13 protein-coding genes are annotated in these 16,241 nt (G+C 42.1%); 6 read left to right on the forward strand and 7 right to left on the reverse strand.

Going from position 1 to position 16,241, the window contains the following annotated elements:
* Nucleotides 1-15: 15 nt before the first annotated feature.
* The gene (locus HXT45_RS04460) at nt 16-843 is read right to left on the reverse strand and encodes an ABC transporter ATP-binding protein (RefSeq protein ID WP_421781405.1); all 828 of its coding nucleotides are present in this window, start codon (nt 841-843) and stop codon (nt 16-18) included.
* 556 nt (nt 844-1,399) lie between these two features.
* Here HXT45_RS04460 and fucO point away from each other — a divergent pair.
* Nucleotides 1,400-2,551: a lactaldehyde reductase gene (fucO, locus tag HXT45_RS04465; protein WP_020757132.1), complete on the forward strand. Its 1,152-nt coding sequence runs from the start codon at nt 1,400-1,402 to the stop codon at nt 2,549-2,551.
* Between the two features lie 161 nt (nt 2,552-2,712).
* On the opposite strand, the gene HXT45_RS04470 is transcribed toward fucO, so the two are convergent.
* Nucleotides 2,713-3,756: a LacI family DNA-binding transcriptional regulator gene (locus tag HXT45_RS04470; RefSeq protein ID WP_346284424.1), complete on the reverse strand. Its 1,044-nt coding sequence runs from the start codon at nt 3,754-3,756 to the stop codon at nt 2,713-2,715.
* A 500-nt stretch (nt 3,757-4,256) separates the two neighbouring features.
* Here HXT45_RS04470 and HXT45_RS04475 point away from each other — a divergent pair, with 500 nt between their 5' ends.
* From HXT45_RS04475 to HXT45_RS04495, 5 genes are all read left to right on the forward strand, one after another.
* Nucleotides 4,257-5,540 (forward strand): enolase C-terminal domain-like protein, encoded by a 1,284-nt coding sequence (locus tag HXT45_RS04475; RefSeq protein WP_421781408.1) that lies wholly within the window; start codon nt 4,257-4,259, stop codon nt 5,538-5,540.
* Between the two features lie 161 nt (nt 5,541-5,701).
* Nucleotides 5,702-6,493, forward strand: a complete 792-nt coding sequence (locus HXT45_RS04480) for an SDR family oxidoreductase (RefSeq protein WP_016635378.1) — start codon at nt 5,702-5,704, stop codon at nt 6,491-6,493.
* Nucleotides 6,494-6,636: 143 nt separating this feature from the next.
* Nucleotides 6,637-7,923 (forward strand): MFS transporter, encoded by a 1,287-nt coding sequence (locus tag HXT45_RS04485; protein WP_020758179.1) that lies wholly within the window; start codon nt 6,637-6,639, stop codon nt 7,921-7,923.
* A 66-nt stretch (nt 7,924-7,989) separates the two neighbouring features.
* Complete coding sequence (locus HXT45_RS04490; protein WP_016800650.1) at nt 7,990-8,763, forward strand: amidohydrolase family protein; 774 nt, start codon at nt 7,990-7,992, stop codon at nt 8,761-8,763.
* Nucleotides 8,764-8,900: 137 nt separating this feature from the next.
* Nucleotides 8,901-9,815 (forward strand): dihydrodipicolinate synthase family protein, encoded by a 915-nt coding sequence (locus HXT45_RS04495; protein WP_020758180.1) that lies wholly within the window; start codon nt 8,901-8,903, stop codon nt 9,813-9,815.
* Nucleotides 9,816-9,933: 118 nt separating this feature from the next.
* Here HXT45_RS04495 and thrS read toward each other — a convergent pair whose 3' ends face one another.
* The 5 genes from thrS to HXT45_RS04520 all read right to left on the reverse strand — a co-directional run bounded on the left by thrS (nt 9,934) and on the right by HXT45_RS04520 (nt 16,013).
* Nucleotides 9,934-11,964 carry a threonine--tRNA ligase gene (gene thrS, locus HXT45_RS04500; RefSeq protein ID WP_128832096.1) on the reverse strand — a complete coding sequence of 677 codons (2,031 nt, stop codon included), beginning with the start codon at nt 11,962-11,964 and terminating at the stop codon, nt 9,934-9,936.
* Nucleotides 11,965-12,106: 142 nt separating this feature from the next.
* Nucleotides 12,107-13,006 (reverse strand): metal ABC transporter permease, encoded by a 900-nt coding sequence (locus HXT45_RS04505; RefSeq protein WP_101889359.1) that lies wholly within the window; start codon nt 13,004-13,006, stop codon nt 12,107-12,109.
* A 2-nt stretch (nt 13,007-13,008) separates the two neighbouring features.
* Nucleotides 13,009-13,941 (reverse strand): metal ABC transporter permease, encoded by a 933-nt coding sequence (locus tag HXT45_RS04510; protein WP_421781412.1) that lies wholly within the window; start codon nt 13,939-13,941, stop codon nt 13,009-13,011.
* Nucleotides 13,931-14,734, reverse strand: a complete 804-nt coding sequence (locus tag HXT45_RS04515) for a metal ABC transporter ATP-binding protein (RefSeq protein ID WP_421782307.1) — start codon at nt 14,732-14,734, stop codon at nt 13,931-13,933. The genes HXT45_RS04510 and HXT45_RS04515 overlap by 11 nt, the downstream gene beginning before the upstream one ends.
* A 94-nt stretch (nt 14,735-14,828) precedes the next feature.
* Entirely contained in the window at nt 14,829-16,013 is a 1,185-nt protein-coding gene (locus tag HXT45_RS04520; protein ID WP_018617515.1) for a metal ABC transporter solute-binding protein, Zn/Mn family, read from the reverse strand.
* Nucleotides 16,014-16,241: the final 228 nt, after the last annotated feature.

The following is a 16,241-nucleotide window of genomic DNA, read 5'->3' on the forward strand; positions in this document are numbered from 1 at the left end:
TAACTTCACCACCTTTTATTGCAATTGAGCAGGCTGATTATTAACGCCAGCCTCGCTGCGTTCCATAAGCATCTTGCTCATTCCTTCTGCAGTAGGATTTTGAACGTCTTCAACGATTTGACCATCTGCAAACACGATTGCTCTATCTGCATAAGACGCTGCAACAGCGTCGTGAGTAACCATAATCACAGTTTGACCAAGCTCCGTTACAGACTTCTTCAAGAAATGCAAAACTTCCAAGCTGGAAGCAGAATCGAGATTGCCAGTAGGCTCGTCTGCAAAAACTACGGAAGGCCTAGAGATTAAAGCGCGAGCAATTGCAACGCGTTGTCGCTGACCACCAGAAAGCTCAGCTGGCCTATGCTTTAAGCGATCTTGCAAGCCAAGAGTATTAACCAAAGTATTAAACCATTGCTTATCTGGCTTTTTGCCTGCCAAAGTAAGAGGCATAAGAATATTTTGCTCAGCGCTAAACATTGGAAGAAGATTAAAACTTTGGAAAATAAATCCAACCATCTCGCGGCGCATAAGCGTAAGCTGATTATCGCTCATACCTGTAATATCTAGGCCATCTACCAAAACTTTTCCAGAATTAACGCTGTCAAGACCAGCTAAAGAATGCATTAACGTTGACTTTCCAGAACCAGAAGGGCCCATAATCGCAGTAAACTTGCCGCGCTCGAAGCTAACGCTAACATCTCGCAAAGCGTGAACAATGCCTGCGCCCTTGCCAAAATCTTTAACAACATGCAAAGCTGCAACCGCAGTCTCGCCAATCAAACCTTCTTGAGCGGAATAATTCATTTGCGTAAAACGCGTATCTTGACTATTTTCAACACTCATTTTGCACCTCACATACTTCTGTGATTACCTTACAATTACAATTTACGTGATTAAAAACGCATTCTCTATAGTGCGTAAGGCTGATATTTTCATTGGAATAATAGGGATTTTGATATTAAATTTTGATATAAAAATGCTCTTATGTAAAATCGTCATACTTTAGTATGAGAGCCAGTATTATAGGCTTAAATTCAAATGCGTAATATTACAGGCATAAATTTTCATTTCAGACAGATTATTTAATGCAAAATAAGTCAATTTGGCAACTACAACAACATCAATTAAAGAATTTTTCTTAACATGATTAATATTTTTCCTTCAAAATAAGCATTACAAATCATGTGCTCGAATTTTTATAAATGTGCTTATTTATATCTAAAATAAATAAAAATGCATAAAATTAGTTATTTTATGTTCATTTTAATTGTTTATTTGTTAATTTTAGTAACAAAACGCTTATTTACGCACTCGCCAAATGTCATGCAATATTGTAAAATATTAATCGACTACCAAAAATTTGGCATAAGCCAACAAGAAACTCAAAGGAGATTTTCGCATGGTCTATAGAATGATTTTTAATCAGACTGCTTACTTCGGTCGCGGAGCAATCAAAGAGATTCCAAACGTTGCTAAAGCGCACGGCTTCAAAAAAGCATTTGTAGTAACAGATCCCGTTCTTGTAAAGACGGGAACCGTTAAAAGAGTTACCGACGTTCTAGAATCCGCTGGTCTTCCATACGAAGTATTCGACAATGTAAAGCCAAATCCACCTGTTGAATGCATTCAAGACGGTGTAGAAAAGTTCAAGGCATCTGGCGCAGACTTCCTTATTGGTCTCGGCGGCGGCTCTCCACAAGATACTTGCAAAGGCATTGGAATTATTGTAGCTAACCCAGAGTTTGGCGATGTTCTTTCTCTAGAAGGCGTTGCAGATACAAAGAATCCTTCTGTACCAATCTTTGGCGTGCCAACAACAGCTGGAACTGCATCCGAAACAACAATCAACTATGTTGTTACAGATACTGCAAAGCTTCGTAAGTTCGTTGCAGTAGACCCTCACGATATTCCAATCGTTGCATTCGTAGACCCAGATCTCACCGATTCCATGCCACGCTCGCTTAAAGTTGCAACTGGCCTGGATGCGCTCACCCACGCAATCGAAGGTTTCATTACTCCAGGTGCATGGAGCCTTTCGGATTGCCTGTCTTTGCAAACAATTCGCATGATTGCACAGAACCTTGCAAAGAGCGCAGACGGAGATGTTCCAGCAGGCGAACAAATGGCTTACGCAAGCTATATAACTGGCATGGCATACTCCAACGTTGGTTTGGGCTTGGTTCACGGCATGGCTCACCCACTCGGTGGTCGCCTTGGCGTTGCTCATGGCGTTGCAAACGGAATTTTGCTCGCTCCTGTTATGGAATATAACAAGGATTACACTGGCGAAAAGTATCGCGATATTGCTGCAGCATTCGACGTTCCAAACGCATACACCGACGACCTCGAAACCGTGCGTAATGCTGCTGTAAAAGCGGTTCACGACTTAACGGTTAAGCTTGGAAATCCTACTAAGATTAGCGAGGTTGGAGCTAGTGAGGCAGATATTGAAGGCTTAAGCCACGACGCTTTGGCAGATGTTTGCACTCCAGGAAACCCACGCAAGGCCACTTTGGAAGATATTCGCAAGATTTACACAAGCTTGATGTAGTCTCTTTGCGTAGTCTTCTAAAAATAAGCAAACAATAAATAAATACGCAATATTTAGAACAAACAATTTGTGGACGCAATTTATCTTGATTTATCTTGATTTAAGTTGCGTCCACATTTTGTATGCAATAAGTCATAAAGCCTATATCTACAAGTTTTCTATTAATCAATAACAGGCTGAGTGCTGTCTCGAATAACAACATGAGCAGGAAGAACTAGTTGACTTTCAATCTCCTTGCCTTCTCGAATTGCAAGAATCATACTAACAGCATTTTTTGCCATAATATCAAAAGGCTGATTAACGGTTGTTAAAGAAGGCATCAAATATTGCGCAGGATAAACGTCATCAAAGCCTGCAACCGAAAGCTCTGTTCCTAACTTAATTCCGCGCTCGCGAGCTGCACGATACACATTTACAGCAGTAATATCGTTGCAAGCAAAAATCGCAGTTGGACGCTTACCTTTAGGCAAATCCAAAAGACTACAAGCCATTTTGTATCCAAGCTCTGGAAGATAATCGCCCTCTTTTACTAAGTCTTTATCAACACTCAAACCAGCTTGTTCCATAGCAGCACTGTATCCAGCAAAACGAGCAACACCAGATTGAACGTTTAACGGACCTGTAATAACGCCAATTCGCTTATGACCCAAGCCAATCAAATGCCGAGTAAGCTCGTAGGAACCTGTCCAATTATCAATAGAAATCGTGTGATCATTGCCGTTGCCAACAGAAACTGGGTCAATAATCACAAGCGGAATATTGCGCATACGCAAAAATTCTTTATCTTTTTCTTCTAAATCAGACATTTGCGATATAACGCCCAAAGGGTTTCTATCTACGATTCCGCGCAAGCATTCCTCGCGCTTTTTGCCATTATTAGTCTGAGCAACCGTAAGCGCTAATCCTTCTTTTTGCGCCCAGCGAGACGCGTAAGTAATCATCTCAATCGTGCCATTATTTGCAACGTAATCTACAAGTAGCTCAACTGTTGGAGAAATTTTAGTGCTAACAAGAGAATAATCGCGCCCACTTTTAGCTAGAACTTTTTCTACGCGCCTTCTAGTTTCTTCCGATACTCCCGACCTTCCATTTATAACCTTCGATATTGTAGACGGAGAAACACCAGCTTCTTTAGCAAGCTCTACAATTCTAGGCTTCGACGATTCAGATTCTTCTAAACCACTTTGTTTGCTATTTATGGTCATTTTCTCCCTTTCTAGCTTCTACGCGTTTTTGCTTAACGCATTTTCCATCTAAATCATTTTCTATCTAAATCACTAATCTTAAAGAAAAATTCGCATACATACTTAAGATTATCTGCAATAATACAAGCTGCCAGAAAAACTGAAAAATAGAATTATTGCTTGATTTATCAAGGTTATTACAGGTTCCATAATACACTATTTCGCATTTAACGCGCAAAAATCGCGAAAATTTCTTACGACACGCCGAATAATAAAATTATTTGCCATTAGTCGCAAACAAAGCGCGGACTAAATGCGCGATTTTCCTTACTACAAAGCTCAATTTTTCAATATTCAAAGAATCAAAAATATGACATTTATCACATTGTGCCATTGTCGAAATATTCGCAAAAATAGCTTTACGAAAATTTCTACCCAAACTACAACATTTTTCTATTCTTTTGATATAAAATTACAAATGTAGGTCACAACGATCTTAAAGCAAAGGAGCACAAATCGTTATGAGTACAATTACATCAGTAAAAACCTATGATTTTAGATTCCCTACGTCGCAAACACTTTCTGGATCCGACGCAATGAACAAAGATCCAGATTATTCATCCGCATACGTAGAAATCAAAACAAGCCTAGACGATGGCATCAAAGGCGTTGGATTTGTATTTACGATTGGCCGCGGAAACGATGTTGTTTGCGCAGCAATCGACTCCATGTCTCAAGTGCTTATTGGCAGGAATGTAGAAGAATTACTAGACAACATGCGTCTTGCATGGGATCTTTTTGTTCACGACTCACAACTTCGCTGGCTAGGCCCAGAAAAAGGCGTAGAACACATGGCAATTGGCGCTATTTTGAGCGCATTGTGGGATATTAAAGCAAAGCGAGCTGGAAAGCCTTTGTGGCGCTTGCTTGCCGAGATGGATCCAAAGGAATTAGTCTCTACGCTCGACTTCCGCTACATGACCGATGCTTTAAGGCCAGAAGAAGCAATCGAATTCTTGCAAGATGGCCAAAAAGGCAAGGAAGAGCGAATTGCAGACCTGCTTGTAAACGGCTACCCAGGCTACTCCACTGCCGCAGGCTGGCTCGGTTACAGCGATGAGAAAATGGTTGCAATCGCTAAGGAAGAATCGCAAGTTAAAGGCTTTAAGCAAATTAAGCTTAAGGTTGGTCAAAATGTAGATGACGATTTGAGAAGACTCGCACTCGCTCGCGAAGCAATCGGCTCAAATGTTCGCCTTGCAGTAGACGCAAACCAAGTATGGGATGTTCCAACAGCAATCACTTGGATTAATCGCTTCCACGACTTCGACTTAGCTTGGGTAGAAGAGCCAACAAGCCCAGACGACGTTATTGGCCACGCAACAATTGCTCGCGCAATCAACCCAATACCTGTGGCAACTGGCGAGCAAATGCAAAGCAGAATCATGTTCAAGCAATACTTGCAAGCAAACGCATTTGGAATCATGCAAATCGACGCAACTCGAGTTGCAGGTCCACAAGAAGTTGTTCTCGAATACTTGCTTGCTCGTAAGTTTAACAAGCCAGTTTGCCCACACGCAGGTGGCGTTGGATTGTGCGAAGCCGTATGCCACTTTGCAATGTTTGATTACGTTGCAGTTTCTGGCACAAAGGAAGGCCGCATGATTGAATACGTAGACAATCAGCACGAGCACTTTGTGCATCCAACACAAATCAAGAATGGTAATTATGTTGCACCAACTGCCCCAGGTAATGGCACTGAAATGACGCTGGAAACGGCTGAAAAGTATCTTTATCGCGGATAGTTATGCAATTGTGGCTAGCAGTTTACATTAATCTGTTTATTTTAAATTGCTAGCCACTTTAATCAAGCAATTATTTGATTAAGCAATTATTAATTAAACAATCAAGATTCATAATTTAATAATCAAAAAGCAAACCACATCATTTAACAAAGGAGTTCATTATGGATTTGCATTTGGAAGGCAAAGTTTTCATCGTAACAGGTGGATTCAAGGGAATTGGTAAGGGCATTACGCTTCAGCTTGCACAAGAGGGCGCAATTCCAGTAGTTATTAACCGCGCAGACCCTGCAGAAGAGACATTCCGCAAAGATATTGAGCAGTACACAAAGAACTACGATGTTTATCTTCTCGACTTAAACGACACGGACGAAATCGCTCCAATTATTGAAGAAACATACAAGAAGTATGGTCATATTGACGGCATTGTAAACAACGCTGGCGTTAACGACAACAAGGATTTGGAATCCACTTCTTGGCGCGACTTCGAGAAGTCGATTCACGGAAACCTTACTCACTACTACGAGACTGTTCACGCTGCTGTAAAGTACTTAAAGGAAAGCCACGGCGCTGTTGTGAACATTTCTTCTAAGACTGCTCTAACTGGCCAGGGCAAGACCAGTGCCTACGCTGCTGCAAAGGGTGGAATCTTGGGCTTGACTCGCGAATGGGCTGCAGCACTTATTCATGACCGCGTGCGCGTAAATGCGATTGTTGTCTCCGAATGCTGGACCCCACTGTATGCCGATTGGATTAAGACCTTTGGCGATGAAGCCGCTCAGCAGGCTCGTTTGAAGGTTATTACCGACAAGATTCCTCTGGAAAACCGCATGACTACCACGGAAGAGATTGGAAACGAAGCTGCATTCCTGCTTTCTGATCGCTCTTCGCACACCACTGGTCAGTGGGTATTCGTTGATGGCGGCTACGTGCATCTTGATCGCGCTTTGTCTTAAATCACAAATGCAAATTTAAGATTAATGCAATTTAACTAGTCGATGGTGCGCAATGCAAAATGTGTGCTTGCGCACCATTGCACAAAATCATTTAAGAACTTAAAATCTTAAACTCTTTGAATTATTCTCACACGGGAGTGACGATGACTACAAAAGAAAACGACAACGTGGTTGTTAACAATAACAAAAGTAGCTCAAAAACTATAATTGCCATTGTATTGGTAACATCTTTGTTCTTCGTATGGGGTTTGACCATGAATTTGGTCAATGCTCTTAATTCCCCATTTGGACATTACTTAAATCTAAACAACACAGAAGCAGCGCTGCTTCAGGTTGCATACTTTGGCGCATACTTTGTAATGGCTATTCCTGCAGGTTTAATCGCAAAGCGCTTTGGGTACAAGGGCGGCGTAATTAGCGGTCTTGCACTCTTTGCAATCGGCGCATTTGCTGTAATTCCTGCAACCGCTACAGCAAGCTATGTTATGTTCCTTATAGCAATGTTTATTATTGCTCTTGGTGCTGCAACTTTGGAAACAAACTGCAACCCATACATTACAAAGCTTGGCGACGAAAAGGGCGAATCCTTTAGAATCAACATGGCACAAAGCTTTAACGGCGTTGGCAGCATTGTTGGCCCGCTTATTCTTGGCAACATTATTGGTAAAACCGTTAAGCAAGGCGAACCAGGATTTGAATTTGCTAAGTCGAAGTTCCTTAGCGATACTCGCATGATTTACATTGTTATTGGCATTGTTCTTATTGCGGTTATTGCAATCTTCTTCTGCTTTAAGCTTCCTACACCTCCAGGAGATGTTGAGGCAGATCAAGGAAATAAGGGCGATTCTTCATTCTTGCATCTTGTTAAGAAGCCATACTTTACACTTGGCGTTATTGCAGAATTTGTATTTGTAGGCCTTCAGGTTGTTGGAATGGCAATGTTCTCATCGTTTGCTCTTAAGCATTGGGGTGCTGGAGTAACAACTGGTATTGCGGCGTCTATGCTTGCAATCGTTTCCTTAATGTTCACCCTTGGTCGCTTTATTACAACGCCTCTTATGACAAAGTTTGATAGCGATAAGATTCTTGGAATCTACATGGTTTTGAGCGCAGCGCTTATGTTTGTAGCATTCCTTGGACTCGGCAAGATTTCTGTAGTGGCCTACATTATCTCCTACCTGTTTGTGTCTATTGGATTCCCAACCGTGTTCTCACTTACCTTAAAGGGAATTCATGGCTCTGCTGCAAAGACTGGCTCTTCCGCTTTGATTATGAGTGTTGTTGGCGCAGCTATAATCCCACTATTCCTTGGATTTGTACAAGATTTTGCTGGCATTGAGGTTGCAGTGTTGCTCACCGTTCCAGGATTCTTGTATGTAGCTTGGTACGCATTGTGGGGTTCCAAGATTGGTCTTGTAGAAGCTAAGTGATTTGCAAAGAACTACAAAGTCTTTATTTGAAAGTCTTTAGAAAGACTTTAGAAAGGAAAGTTTATTATGTCTCAACTTCGTATTTTAGATTCCCATTTTCATATTTGGGATCCAACAAAGCAAGTCTTGCCTTGGCTAGATGGCTTAGACAAGCTAAACCACACCTTTACGTTAGAGCAGCTAGAAAAAGAGTATGCGGATTTGGGAGTTGACTTCCTCGGCGGCGTATACGTTGAGGTTGATGCTGCAGACCATGAGCTAGAAGATAGGCTTATTGGAGAAAATCCTAATCCTAAGATTCTTGCTAAAATGCTTAGAGTTACGTTGGATCCATTTATGCGTGTACCAATTAACGCAACTGGCATTCGCGAGCCTCTTCACATTCCAAGCGAGCCACGCGGACGCTGCCTAGAGCCTTCGTTTATTGGTGGTCTTAAGGCAATGGCAAAGAAGGGCATGCCTTTCGAGCTTTGCAATCGTGGCGAAGAGCTTGGCGATATGGCTAAAGCTTTTGAGCAAGTTCCAGAAGTTACTGTTGTTCTAAACCATTTGGGCAATGTTCCAGGATTAGACGAGGATTCATGCGCTGCTTTGCGTGCGTTTGCAAAGCTTCCACACAGCTATATTAAGATTTCTGGAGATAATCCAGTAAATCCAGATATTGTTAAGTTTGTAAAAGACACATTTAGCCCTGATCGCCTACTCTTTAGCTCTAATTGGCCAGTTGTTAAGTTGAATTCTTCGCTTAAGCAGCATCTTGACTTAATGGTGGAGCTTTTCGGCGACGACGAAGATTTCTTTATGAATAATGCAAAGAAGGCGTATGGTATTAAACTGTAATTAATTAAGTTATTTGAATAGTCGATTTTAATAGTCGATTTTAGTAATCATTGCTTATGGGGTGTAAGATTTTGCCAGTTAAAGTCTTATGCCCCATAATTAAATACACAAAATAATTAAATAAAAGGACGAATTTTATGACTACTTCTAATAGCGCAAAGCTCGACTTGCATGCTTTTAAGGGCGTTTTTTGCCCATCAATAACTGTAAGCAAAGATGACGGAAGCATTGACTACGACTTATGGGCAAAGCACTTAGACCATCTGATTGATGCTGGGATTAATGGCATATTGATTTTTGGCAGCATTGGCGAGTTCTACGCATACCCGCTTAGCGTAAAAAAGGAAGCTGCTAAGTTTGCTATTGAGCACGTTAATCACAGAGTTCCAGTTCTTATAGGCGTTGGAAACACTAATCTTAACGAAGTACTTGACTTTACTAAGTTTGCGCAAAGTTGCGGAGCAGACGCTGTTGTAGCTGTATCTCCATATTACTTTGGACCAACTGCACCAACCGCAGAACGCTACTTTGAAGCAATTGCGAGCGCAACTAGCTTGCCTGTTATTCTATACAACTTCCCTGCTCGAACTGGCAGCGATTTAACACCAAGCTTAGTTGCAAATCTTGCTGAAAAATACCCGAATATTGTTGGTATTAAAGATACTGTAGATACTATAAGCCATACTCGCGCAATGATTGATGCAACTAGACGCGTAAACCCAGATTTTGTTGTTTTCTCTGGCTTTGATGAGTACTACACTCCTAACAGGATTGCTGGAGGGAATGGCGTGATTTGTGGTCTTACTAATGTAGAGCCAGAAACTTTTGCATCTTTGCATAAAGCGTATGAGGCTGGCGACTTTGCGCATCTTATTGAATGTGCTAAAAGAATCAGCCATTTGATGGCAGTTTACAATACTACCGACTTGTTTATTTCTGCGATTAAAGCTGCTGTAAATCTTAATGGATTGCCAATTAGCACGCTTGTTCGCGAGCCTGCAAGTCAAGTTAATAGCGAGCAAATCGAAGCAATTCGCGCTCTGCTTAAGTAACTAAGTCACTCGTAATAAATCAAGAATAAAAAGAATAAACCCGCACAACGTTAAGAAGTGCGGGTTTGTTTTGTGTTGACTTACTTTGATTTATGCTACGTAAGTTGCATCGCGAATGCTACTTTGTATAGTGCTCAAAATCTTCTGCAGTATTCACTTGAACGCGCTGCTTAATAATGGACAAAATCCACTCTTTAGCTTGTGCAACTGGAACACCGTTCAATTGGCTACCATCACGGAAGCGGAAGCTCACAGCATTGTTGTTTACATCCTCTTCGCCAGCAATCAAAGTGAAAGGCACTTTAGACTTGGAAGCGTTACGAATCTTCTTGCCAAAGCGATCGTCGGAGCTGTCCATTTCGCAACGAACCATATTCTCTTCCAAATCGCTAATAAACTTTTGCAAGTGCGGAGCGAACTCGTCTGCAACAGGAACGCCAGTCACTTGAACTGGAGCCAACCATGCTGGGAACGCGCCTGCATAATGCTCAAGCAAAATAGCAAAGAAGCGCTCAATAGAGCCAAAGAGTGCGCGGTGAATCATTACAGGGCGCTGGTGACTACCGTCAGCTGCAATGTACTCCAACTTAAAACGCTCAGGCAAGTTGAAGTCGAGCTGAATAGTAGAAACCTGCCAAGTGCGGCCGATTGCATCGCGAGCTTGCACAGAAATCTTAGGTCCGTAGAATGCAGCTCCACCTGGATCGTCCACAAGTTCCAAACCAGACTCTTTAGCGACTTCTGCCAAAGTGTTTGTTGCTTCTTCCCAAATCTCGTCGGAACCAACAAACTTGTGCTCATCCTTAGTGGAAAGCTCCAAGTAGAAGTCGTTCAAACCGAAGTCTTTAAGAAGACCAAGCACAAAGTTAAGCAAGCTCTTCAACTCATCGCGCATTTGCTCGCGAGTGCAGTAAATATGCGAATCATCTTGAGTCAATCCGCGCACGCGAGTTAAACCATGCACAACGCCAGACTTTTCGTAACGATACACTGTACCAAACTCAAACAAACGCAAAGGAAGCTCGCGGTACGAACGCTGGCGAGACTTGAAGATCAAGTTATGCATTGGGCAGTTCATTGGCTTCAAGTAGTAGTCAGCACCCTGGCGAGTTACGTTACCGTTTTCGTCGCGCTCTTCGTCAAGCTTCATTGGAGGATACATGCCATCCTTGTACCACTGCAAGTGGCCAGAAGTCTCGTACAAGCCGCCCTTAGTAATGTGCGGAGTTTGCACAAAGCTGTAATGATGCTTTCTGTGCTGCTCACGGGAATAATCTTCCATTGCGTTAATAATCGCAGCACCCTTTGGATGGAACACTGCCAAGCCTGGGCCAATCTCGTCTGGGAATGAGAACAAATCCATCTCTTGACCAAGCTTACGATGATCGCGCTTAGCAGCCTCTTCCATGCGAGTTGTGTAAGCCTTAAGCTCTTCCTTGCTAGGCCATGCAGTTCCGTAAATGCGCTGAAGCATAGGATTATGCTCCGAACCACGCCAGTAAGCTGCAGCTACACGCTCAAGCTTAAAAGCCTTAATATAACGCGTATTTGGCAAATGAGGTCCACGGCACAAATCGCTCCAGACCTTGTTTCCTTCGCGATCCAAATTGTCGTACATGCTAAGCTCATGCTTGCTGATTTCGCCAGCAGCCGCAGGATCAAGAGCCGCTTCCTTATCTCCAATCAACTCCAACTTATAAGGTTGATTTGCTTCTTCTTCGCGCGCTTCATCTTCTGTTACAACGCGGCGACGGAAGCTTTGAGACTCTTTAATAATGCGCTGCATATGCTTTTCGATTTGCTTCAAATCGTCTGGCGTAAATGGAGTATCAACATCGAAATCATAGTAGAAGCCGTCTTTAATTACAGGACCTACGCCCAACTTTGCGTCTGGTCGAATTTCTTGAACAGCTTGAGCCATCACGTGAGTAGCGGAATGACGCATGATTGCGATGCCATCTTCACTATCAAGGGCTACTGATTCCACGGTATCGCCGTTATGAAGAGGCGTGTACAAATCACGCAACTCGCCATTTAAACGCACGGCAATAATATTCTTATCTTCCGCGAAAAGTTCAACGCCAGTGAAGCTTGCATCCACCTCCTTGCGTTCCTCATTTACGGTGATGGAGATGGTATTTTCAGCCATAATTGTCCTTTTCTATCGGGGTCTTGCGTTACTAATGTGCAGACCTGGACTTGTGTGGCGTCGATAAACTTACGCGATTAAACATAAATAAAACGCGCAAAAACGACGTCAATCGCACGCATTTTTCACGCGCAATTCTCTGTTACTCTAGAACAACAGAGCGACTTTTTAACAACGATTTTTTGCAAAAACTAGAATAAATCTCATGAATCTTCAAAAAGATGCTTTCACTAAGCTTTACAACTAAAAAGAAGCATCCAGCGCAAATCGCGATAGTTCCGCCAGCAGAAAGTCTTAAAATCACAGCTAAGGCAAGTCCTAAAAGCGCTATAAAAATAGAAGACAATACGCACGCAAACACAAATTTGTTAATGGAACGCATTCTGCTTTTAAGTGCTGCTGCAGGAGCTGCGATTAAAGATACCGAAACAACAGTTCCAACAGCTGGAATAATTACCGAAACCGTAATTATTATTAGCGCAAGAACAATTCCTTGCATTAATCCGCTTCTGCCTCCTAAAGCTTTGTAATTTGTTGGATCAAAAGAGCAATGAATCAAATTAGCACTATTAAAACTCCACAATCCTAGTGCAAGAGCGAATGCAATAATCGCAAAAATCACGTCTGCAGGAGTGCAATTAAGCAATGACCCTGTTAAAAATCCTTCAATGCGCAATGGAAGAGGAGCAAACCACTTGTTCAAAAAGTAGCCGCTAGCAAAACCAACAGTAAGAGTTATTCCAGCAGAAGCTTGAGAAGATATGCCCTTTAGTTTAGAAAGCACATGCATCATAAAAGACAAAACAATACAAGCCAAAGCAGCGCCGATAAAAAGACCAATAGATAAAACGTTTTGGTCAATCGTATAAACAGATGTAACTACAACTCCGATTACAGCTCCTGGAAAAGCAGCGTGAGTTATAGATTCGGTGAAGAAAATACGCTGATTAAGCAAAGCCAAAGATCCAACAAAACCGCATAATGCTCCAACGGCGATTGCTTCTACAATCGGAAGAGCAATAATTTGCCAAATACTTACCATTATTACTTTCCACCAGCCTCTATTGCGCTAGACTTTTTCTTTTTAGAAAACACTAACGCGTATGTAACTCTGTATAAGAATCTTAAAATCAAAACGACTACGAACATTGCGCAAATACTTAGCGCAACTGCAGCTTGAGGAGAAACTGGGTGATCAAGCTCCAAGTTCATAGCGTACATGCCTAATAAAACGCCAAAAATACCAACAGCAACGCCAACAGCCACCATACGCCCAACAGTGCGCGCAACCAATCTTGCGCTAGCTCCAGGAATCACAAGATATCCAATAACAAGAAGTACGCCAACAGCCGAAGATGCAGAAACTACAACAGCTGCAATTGCAACGTTTAGAACAATATCTACAAGTAAAGTATTAACACCCATTAAAGGAGCACTAGCGCGGTCAAACGCAACAACAATTTGCTTCTTCCAAGTTAGCGCAAGCAATGCGATTGCAAATAAACAAATAAACATTGCTTGAGTCATTCTATCGTCTGTAACATCTAGTAAACGTCCAAACATAAGCGCTTCTAGCTGGCCAGACATATCTCCCTTTTTAAGAGATATTACGATTCCAAGCGCAAAAAATGTTGTTAAAACTGTTGCAATTATTGACTCGTTGATTTTTTGAGACCTAGATGCCCACACAAGAGCTGCGACCAGAAAAATTGCGCAAATCGAAGCTCCTGGAATGATTTGCCCAATTCCTCCATATAACGCTCCGACTACGATTCCAGGAAAAATCCCGTGAACCAAAGCCTCCGCATTAAACTCGGCGCATCTTAAGTTAACAAACACACCAACTATTCCGCTAGCAACCGCAAGAACAATAAGAAGACAGAAAGGCCTAAAAATGTAGGGAGCGGACGCAATAAAGTCAAATCCTGGTATAGGCTCGAGGATTTTGCGCAAAGACTCAACCAATTCAGCTAGCATTGGATTCGTCTCCTAAAGCAGAATCTAACGAATCATCTAGCGAAGCATTTAACGAAGCATTTAACGAATCATCTTTGTTTGCTAATTGATTCAAAGTAAGACCCGCACTTGCAGCTGGCATACTTCCGCCATAAGCCAAAGATATGTTTTCTTTAGTCATGACTTTTCTAAGAGGCCCAAAAGCCACTTGACGACCAGCCAAAAGCAGAGCTTTTTCGCAAATCGCGTCCGCGATTACCAAGTCGTGAGTAGACACAATAAACGAAATCCCCTCTTCTTTAGCGGACTTCATAATGTTTAGCAATTCTTTTCGATTCGGCTCGTCTAATCCGTTAAAAGGCTCGTCTAAAAGAATCAACGTAGGTCGCGCAACAATAGCGCGTGCAAGCAATATTCGCTGACGCTGGCCTCCAGAAAGATCGCCAAATCTAACATCTGCTCTATCTAGCAAACCAACATGATTAAGAGCGCTCTCAACAGCTTCTTTCTGACTTTTTTTAAGCAAACCAAAAAATCCAGTTTGCCTACTTAAGCCCATTGCTACAACTTGACGAGCGGTGATTGGAAAAGTCAAATCCAAATCAACTTGTTGAGGAACATAGCCTATTGAAACCGTTTTTGGCATTGTTAAGCTTCCATTACTCACTCGCACAATACCAATAATCGCCTGCAAAAACGTTGTTTTTCCAGAACCGTTAGGCCCAATCAAAGCTAAAGCCTCTCCAGCTTCTACACTTCCGTTAAGACCAGTAACAACAGTTTTATAACCGTACGCTAAGTCGCAATCTTTCATTGCGAGAACGCCCTTATTCACTATAAATTAACCTTCTTGTAACTACTTTTGTAGTGATTTATGATTTTCCGCCACTTCTGTAGCTACATATTAACTACTTTTTTAGCGCATCTTTTACAGATTCTGGAAGGTCTGGAATTTTGCCATCCCAAGCCTTAACAAGAGTCTGAACGTTGTGAACAATAGAACCAATATATGTCTCGCCAGCCGAGCCAACTGGACCAAGCGAATCGCCGTAAAGCGCATCGTCTCCAATAATCGCCTTTACTCCTGCAGCAGCAGCAACGGCCTTAATTGACTTGGAATTGTTGGAGTTTTCGGCAAAGATTGCTACAGCACCAGACTTTTTAACAGCTTCTGCAGCTTCCTTAATATGGTCTGCGGTTGCGTCTTGCTGGCTGTTAAAGTCAGAAAGCGCTGCGCCAATAAACTTAACGTTGTAGTCGCGCGAGAAGTATCCGAATGCGTCGTGCGAAGTAAAGAGTACGCGATGTTCCTGCGGCACACTGTTCAAAGCTTCCGTAGCCCAAGAATCCAAATCAGTAAGCGACTTAACAAACTTTTCAACATGCTCGTCGAAGATTGACTTGCTTTCTGGAAGAGCCTTGCCAAGGAAGTTACCAATATTCTTGACTTGAATCATAGTGTTCTTAGTGCTGGTCCAAATATGTGGATCATACTGGAATTCTGGCTCCTTCTCGCCTTCTTCTGGTGGGAATGGCCACTTTTCGGCATGAACCTTTTCAACACCGCGGTCAATCTTGTAAGGAAGATTCTTTTCTTTAGCAGCTTGCGCTTTGGAATCCTTGATTTCGTCTGCGGTAAGAATGCCCGAAGTTACACCCATTGTGCCCTTAAATCCAGTAGCTTTTACAGCCTGATCTAAGAAGTGCTCAAGATCTACTCCAGAAACAAGCATTAAATCTGCTTTAGAAAGCGCTTTGGATTGGGCTGGAGTCATCTCGTGCTCGTGAGCAGATGCGTTTGGAGCAAGCAAGCATGTAAGGTTGATTGTTGACTTTGCTTTGTTTGCTGGCGCGCCAATCACAGACTTTTTGCCTTGAGAATCGGTTTTATTAAGGCTTAATCCAGATTTTGCATCTGCAGTGGATGCGATTTGAGTTACGTAATCGCAGATTTGCGTGGTTGTTGCAACTACGTTTACTTGATTGCCGTTAGTCTTTTGATCTGCTGTCTTAGCTGTTGATCCACATGCGCACAAGCCAACAGTTAGCAAAGCGGCGGTGGCTGCGGTGGCAAAAATTCGTGCAGTTTTCACTATTTTCCTTTCCGGAATATATGAATTTACATTATTGAAATTCACATTATTGCGATTTTTTTGTTTTTTCCTTAAGCACTTTAACTTGTGCTATCTTTTTTAATCTTGTAATTAGGAAAGATTATCGTTAGCAATAACGCTTTAAGCATAGAAAAAATAAAAAGCTTGGTCAATAAAATCACAAAAAATTATCGGAATTTTTTACAAAACAGCGTGTCGCAATTTTTT

Source organism: Gardnerella sp. DNF01199S (assembly GCF_049244155.1).
Taxonomy (GTDB): Bacteria; Actinomycetota; Actinomycetes; order Actinomycetales; family Bifidobacteriaceae; genus Bifidobacterium; species Bifidobacterium piotii.

What these genes read in the sequence shown, in the direction of transcription:
- HXT45_RS04460 (WP_421781405.1), bottom strand. Translation starts at nt 843, where the DNA reads ATGAGTGTTGAAAATAGTCAAGATACGCGTTTTACGCAAATGAATTAT.
- fucO (WP_020757132.1), top strand. Translation starts at nt 1,400, where the DNA reads ATGGTCTATAGAATGATTTTTAATCAGACTGCTTACTTCGGTCGCGGA.
- HXT45_RS04470 (WP_346284424.1), bottom strand. Translation starts at nt 3,756, where the DNA reads ATGACCATAAATAGCAAACAAAGTGGTTTAGAAGAATCTGAATCGTCG.
- HXT45_RS04475 (WP_421781408.1), top strand. Translation starts at nt 4,257, where the DNA reads ATGAGTACAATTACATCAGTAAAAACCTATGATTTTAGATTCCCTACG.
- HXT45_RS04480 (WP_016635378.1), top strand. Translation starts at nt 5,702, where the DNA reads ATGGATTTGCATTTGGAAGGCAAAGTTTTCATCGTAACAGGTGGATTC.
- HXT45_RS04485 (WP_020758179.1), top strand. Translation starts at nt 6,637, where the DNA reads ATGACTACAAAAGAAAACGACAACGTGGTTGTTAACAATAACAAAAGT.
- HXT45_RS04490 (WP_016800650.1), top strand. Translation starts at nt 7,990, where the DNA reads ATGTCTCAACTTCGTATTTTAGATTCCCATTTTCATATTTGGGATCCA.
- HXT45_RS04495 (WP_020758180.1), top strand. Translation starts at nt 8,901, where the DNA reads ATGACTACTTCTAATAGCGCAAAGCTCGACTTGCATGCTTTTAAGGGC.
- thrS (WP_128832096.1), bottom strand. Translation starts at nt 11,964, where the DNA reads ATGGCTGAAAATACCATCTCCATCACCGTAAATGAGGAACGCAAGGAG.
- HXT45_RS04505 (WP_101889359.1), bottom strand. Translation starts at nt 13,006, where the DNA reads ATGGTAAGTATTTGGCAAATTATTGCTCTTCCGATTGTAGAAGCAATC.
- HXT45_RS04510 (WP_421781412.1), bottom strand. Translation starts at nt 13,941, where the DNA reads ATGCTAGCTGAATTGGTTGAGTCTTTGCGCAAAATCCTCGAGCCTATA.
- HXT45_RS04515 (WP_421782307.1), bottom strand. Translation starts at nt 14,734, where the DNA reads ATGAAAGATTGCGACTTAGCGTACGGTTATAAAACTGTTGTTACTGGT.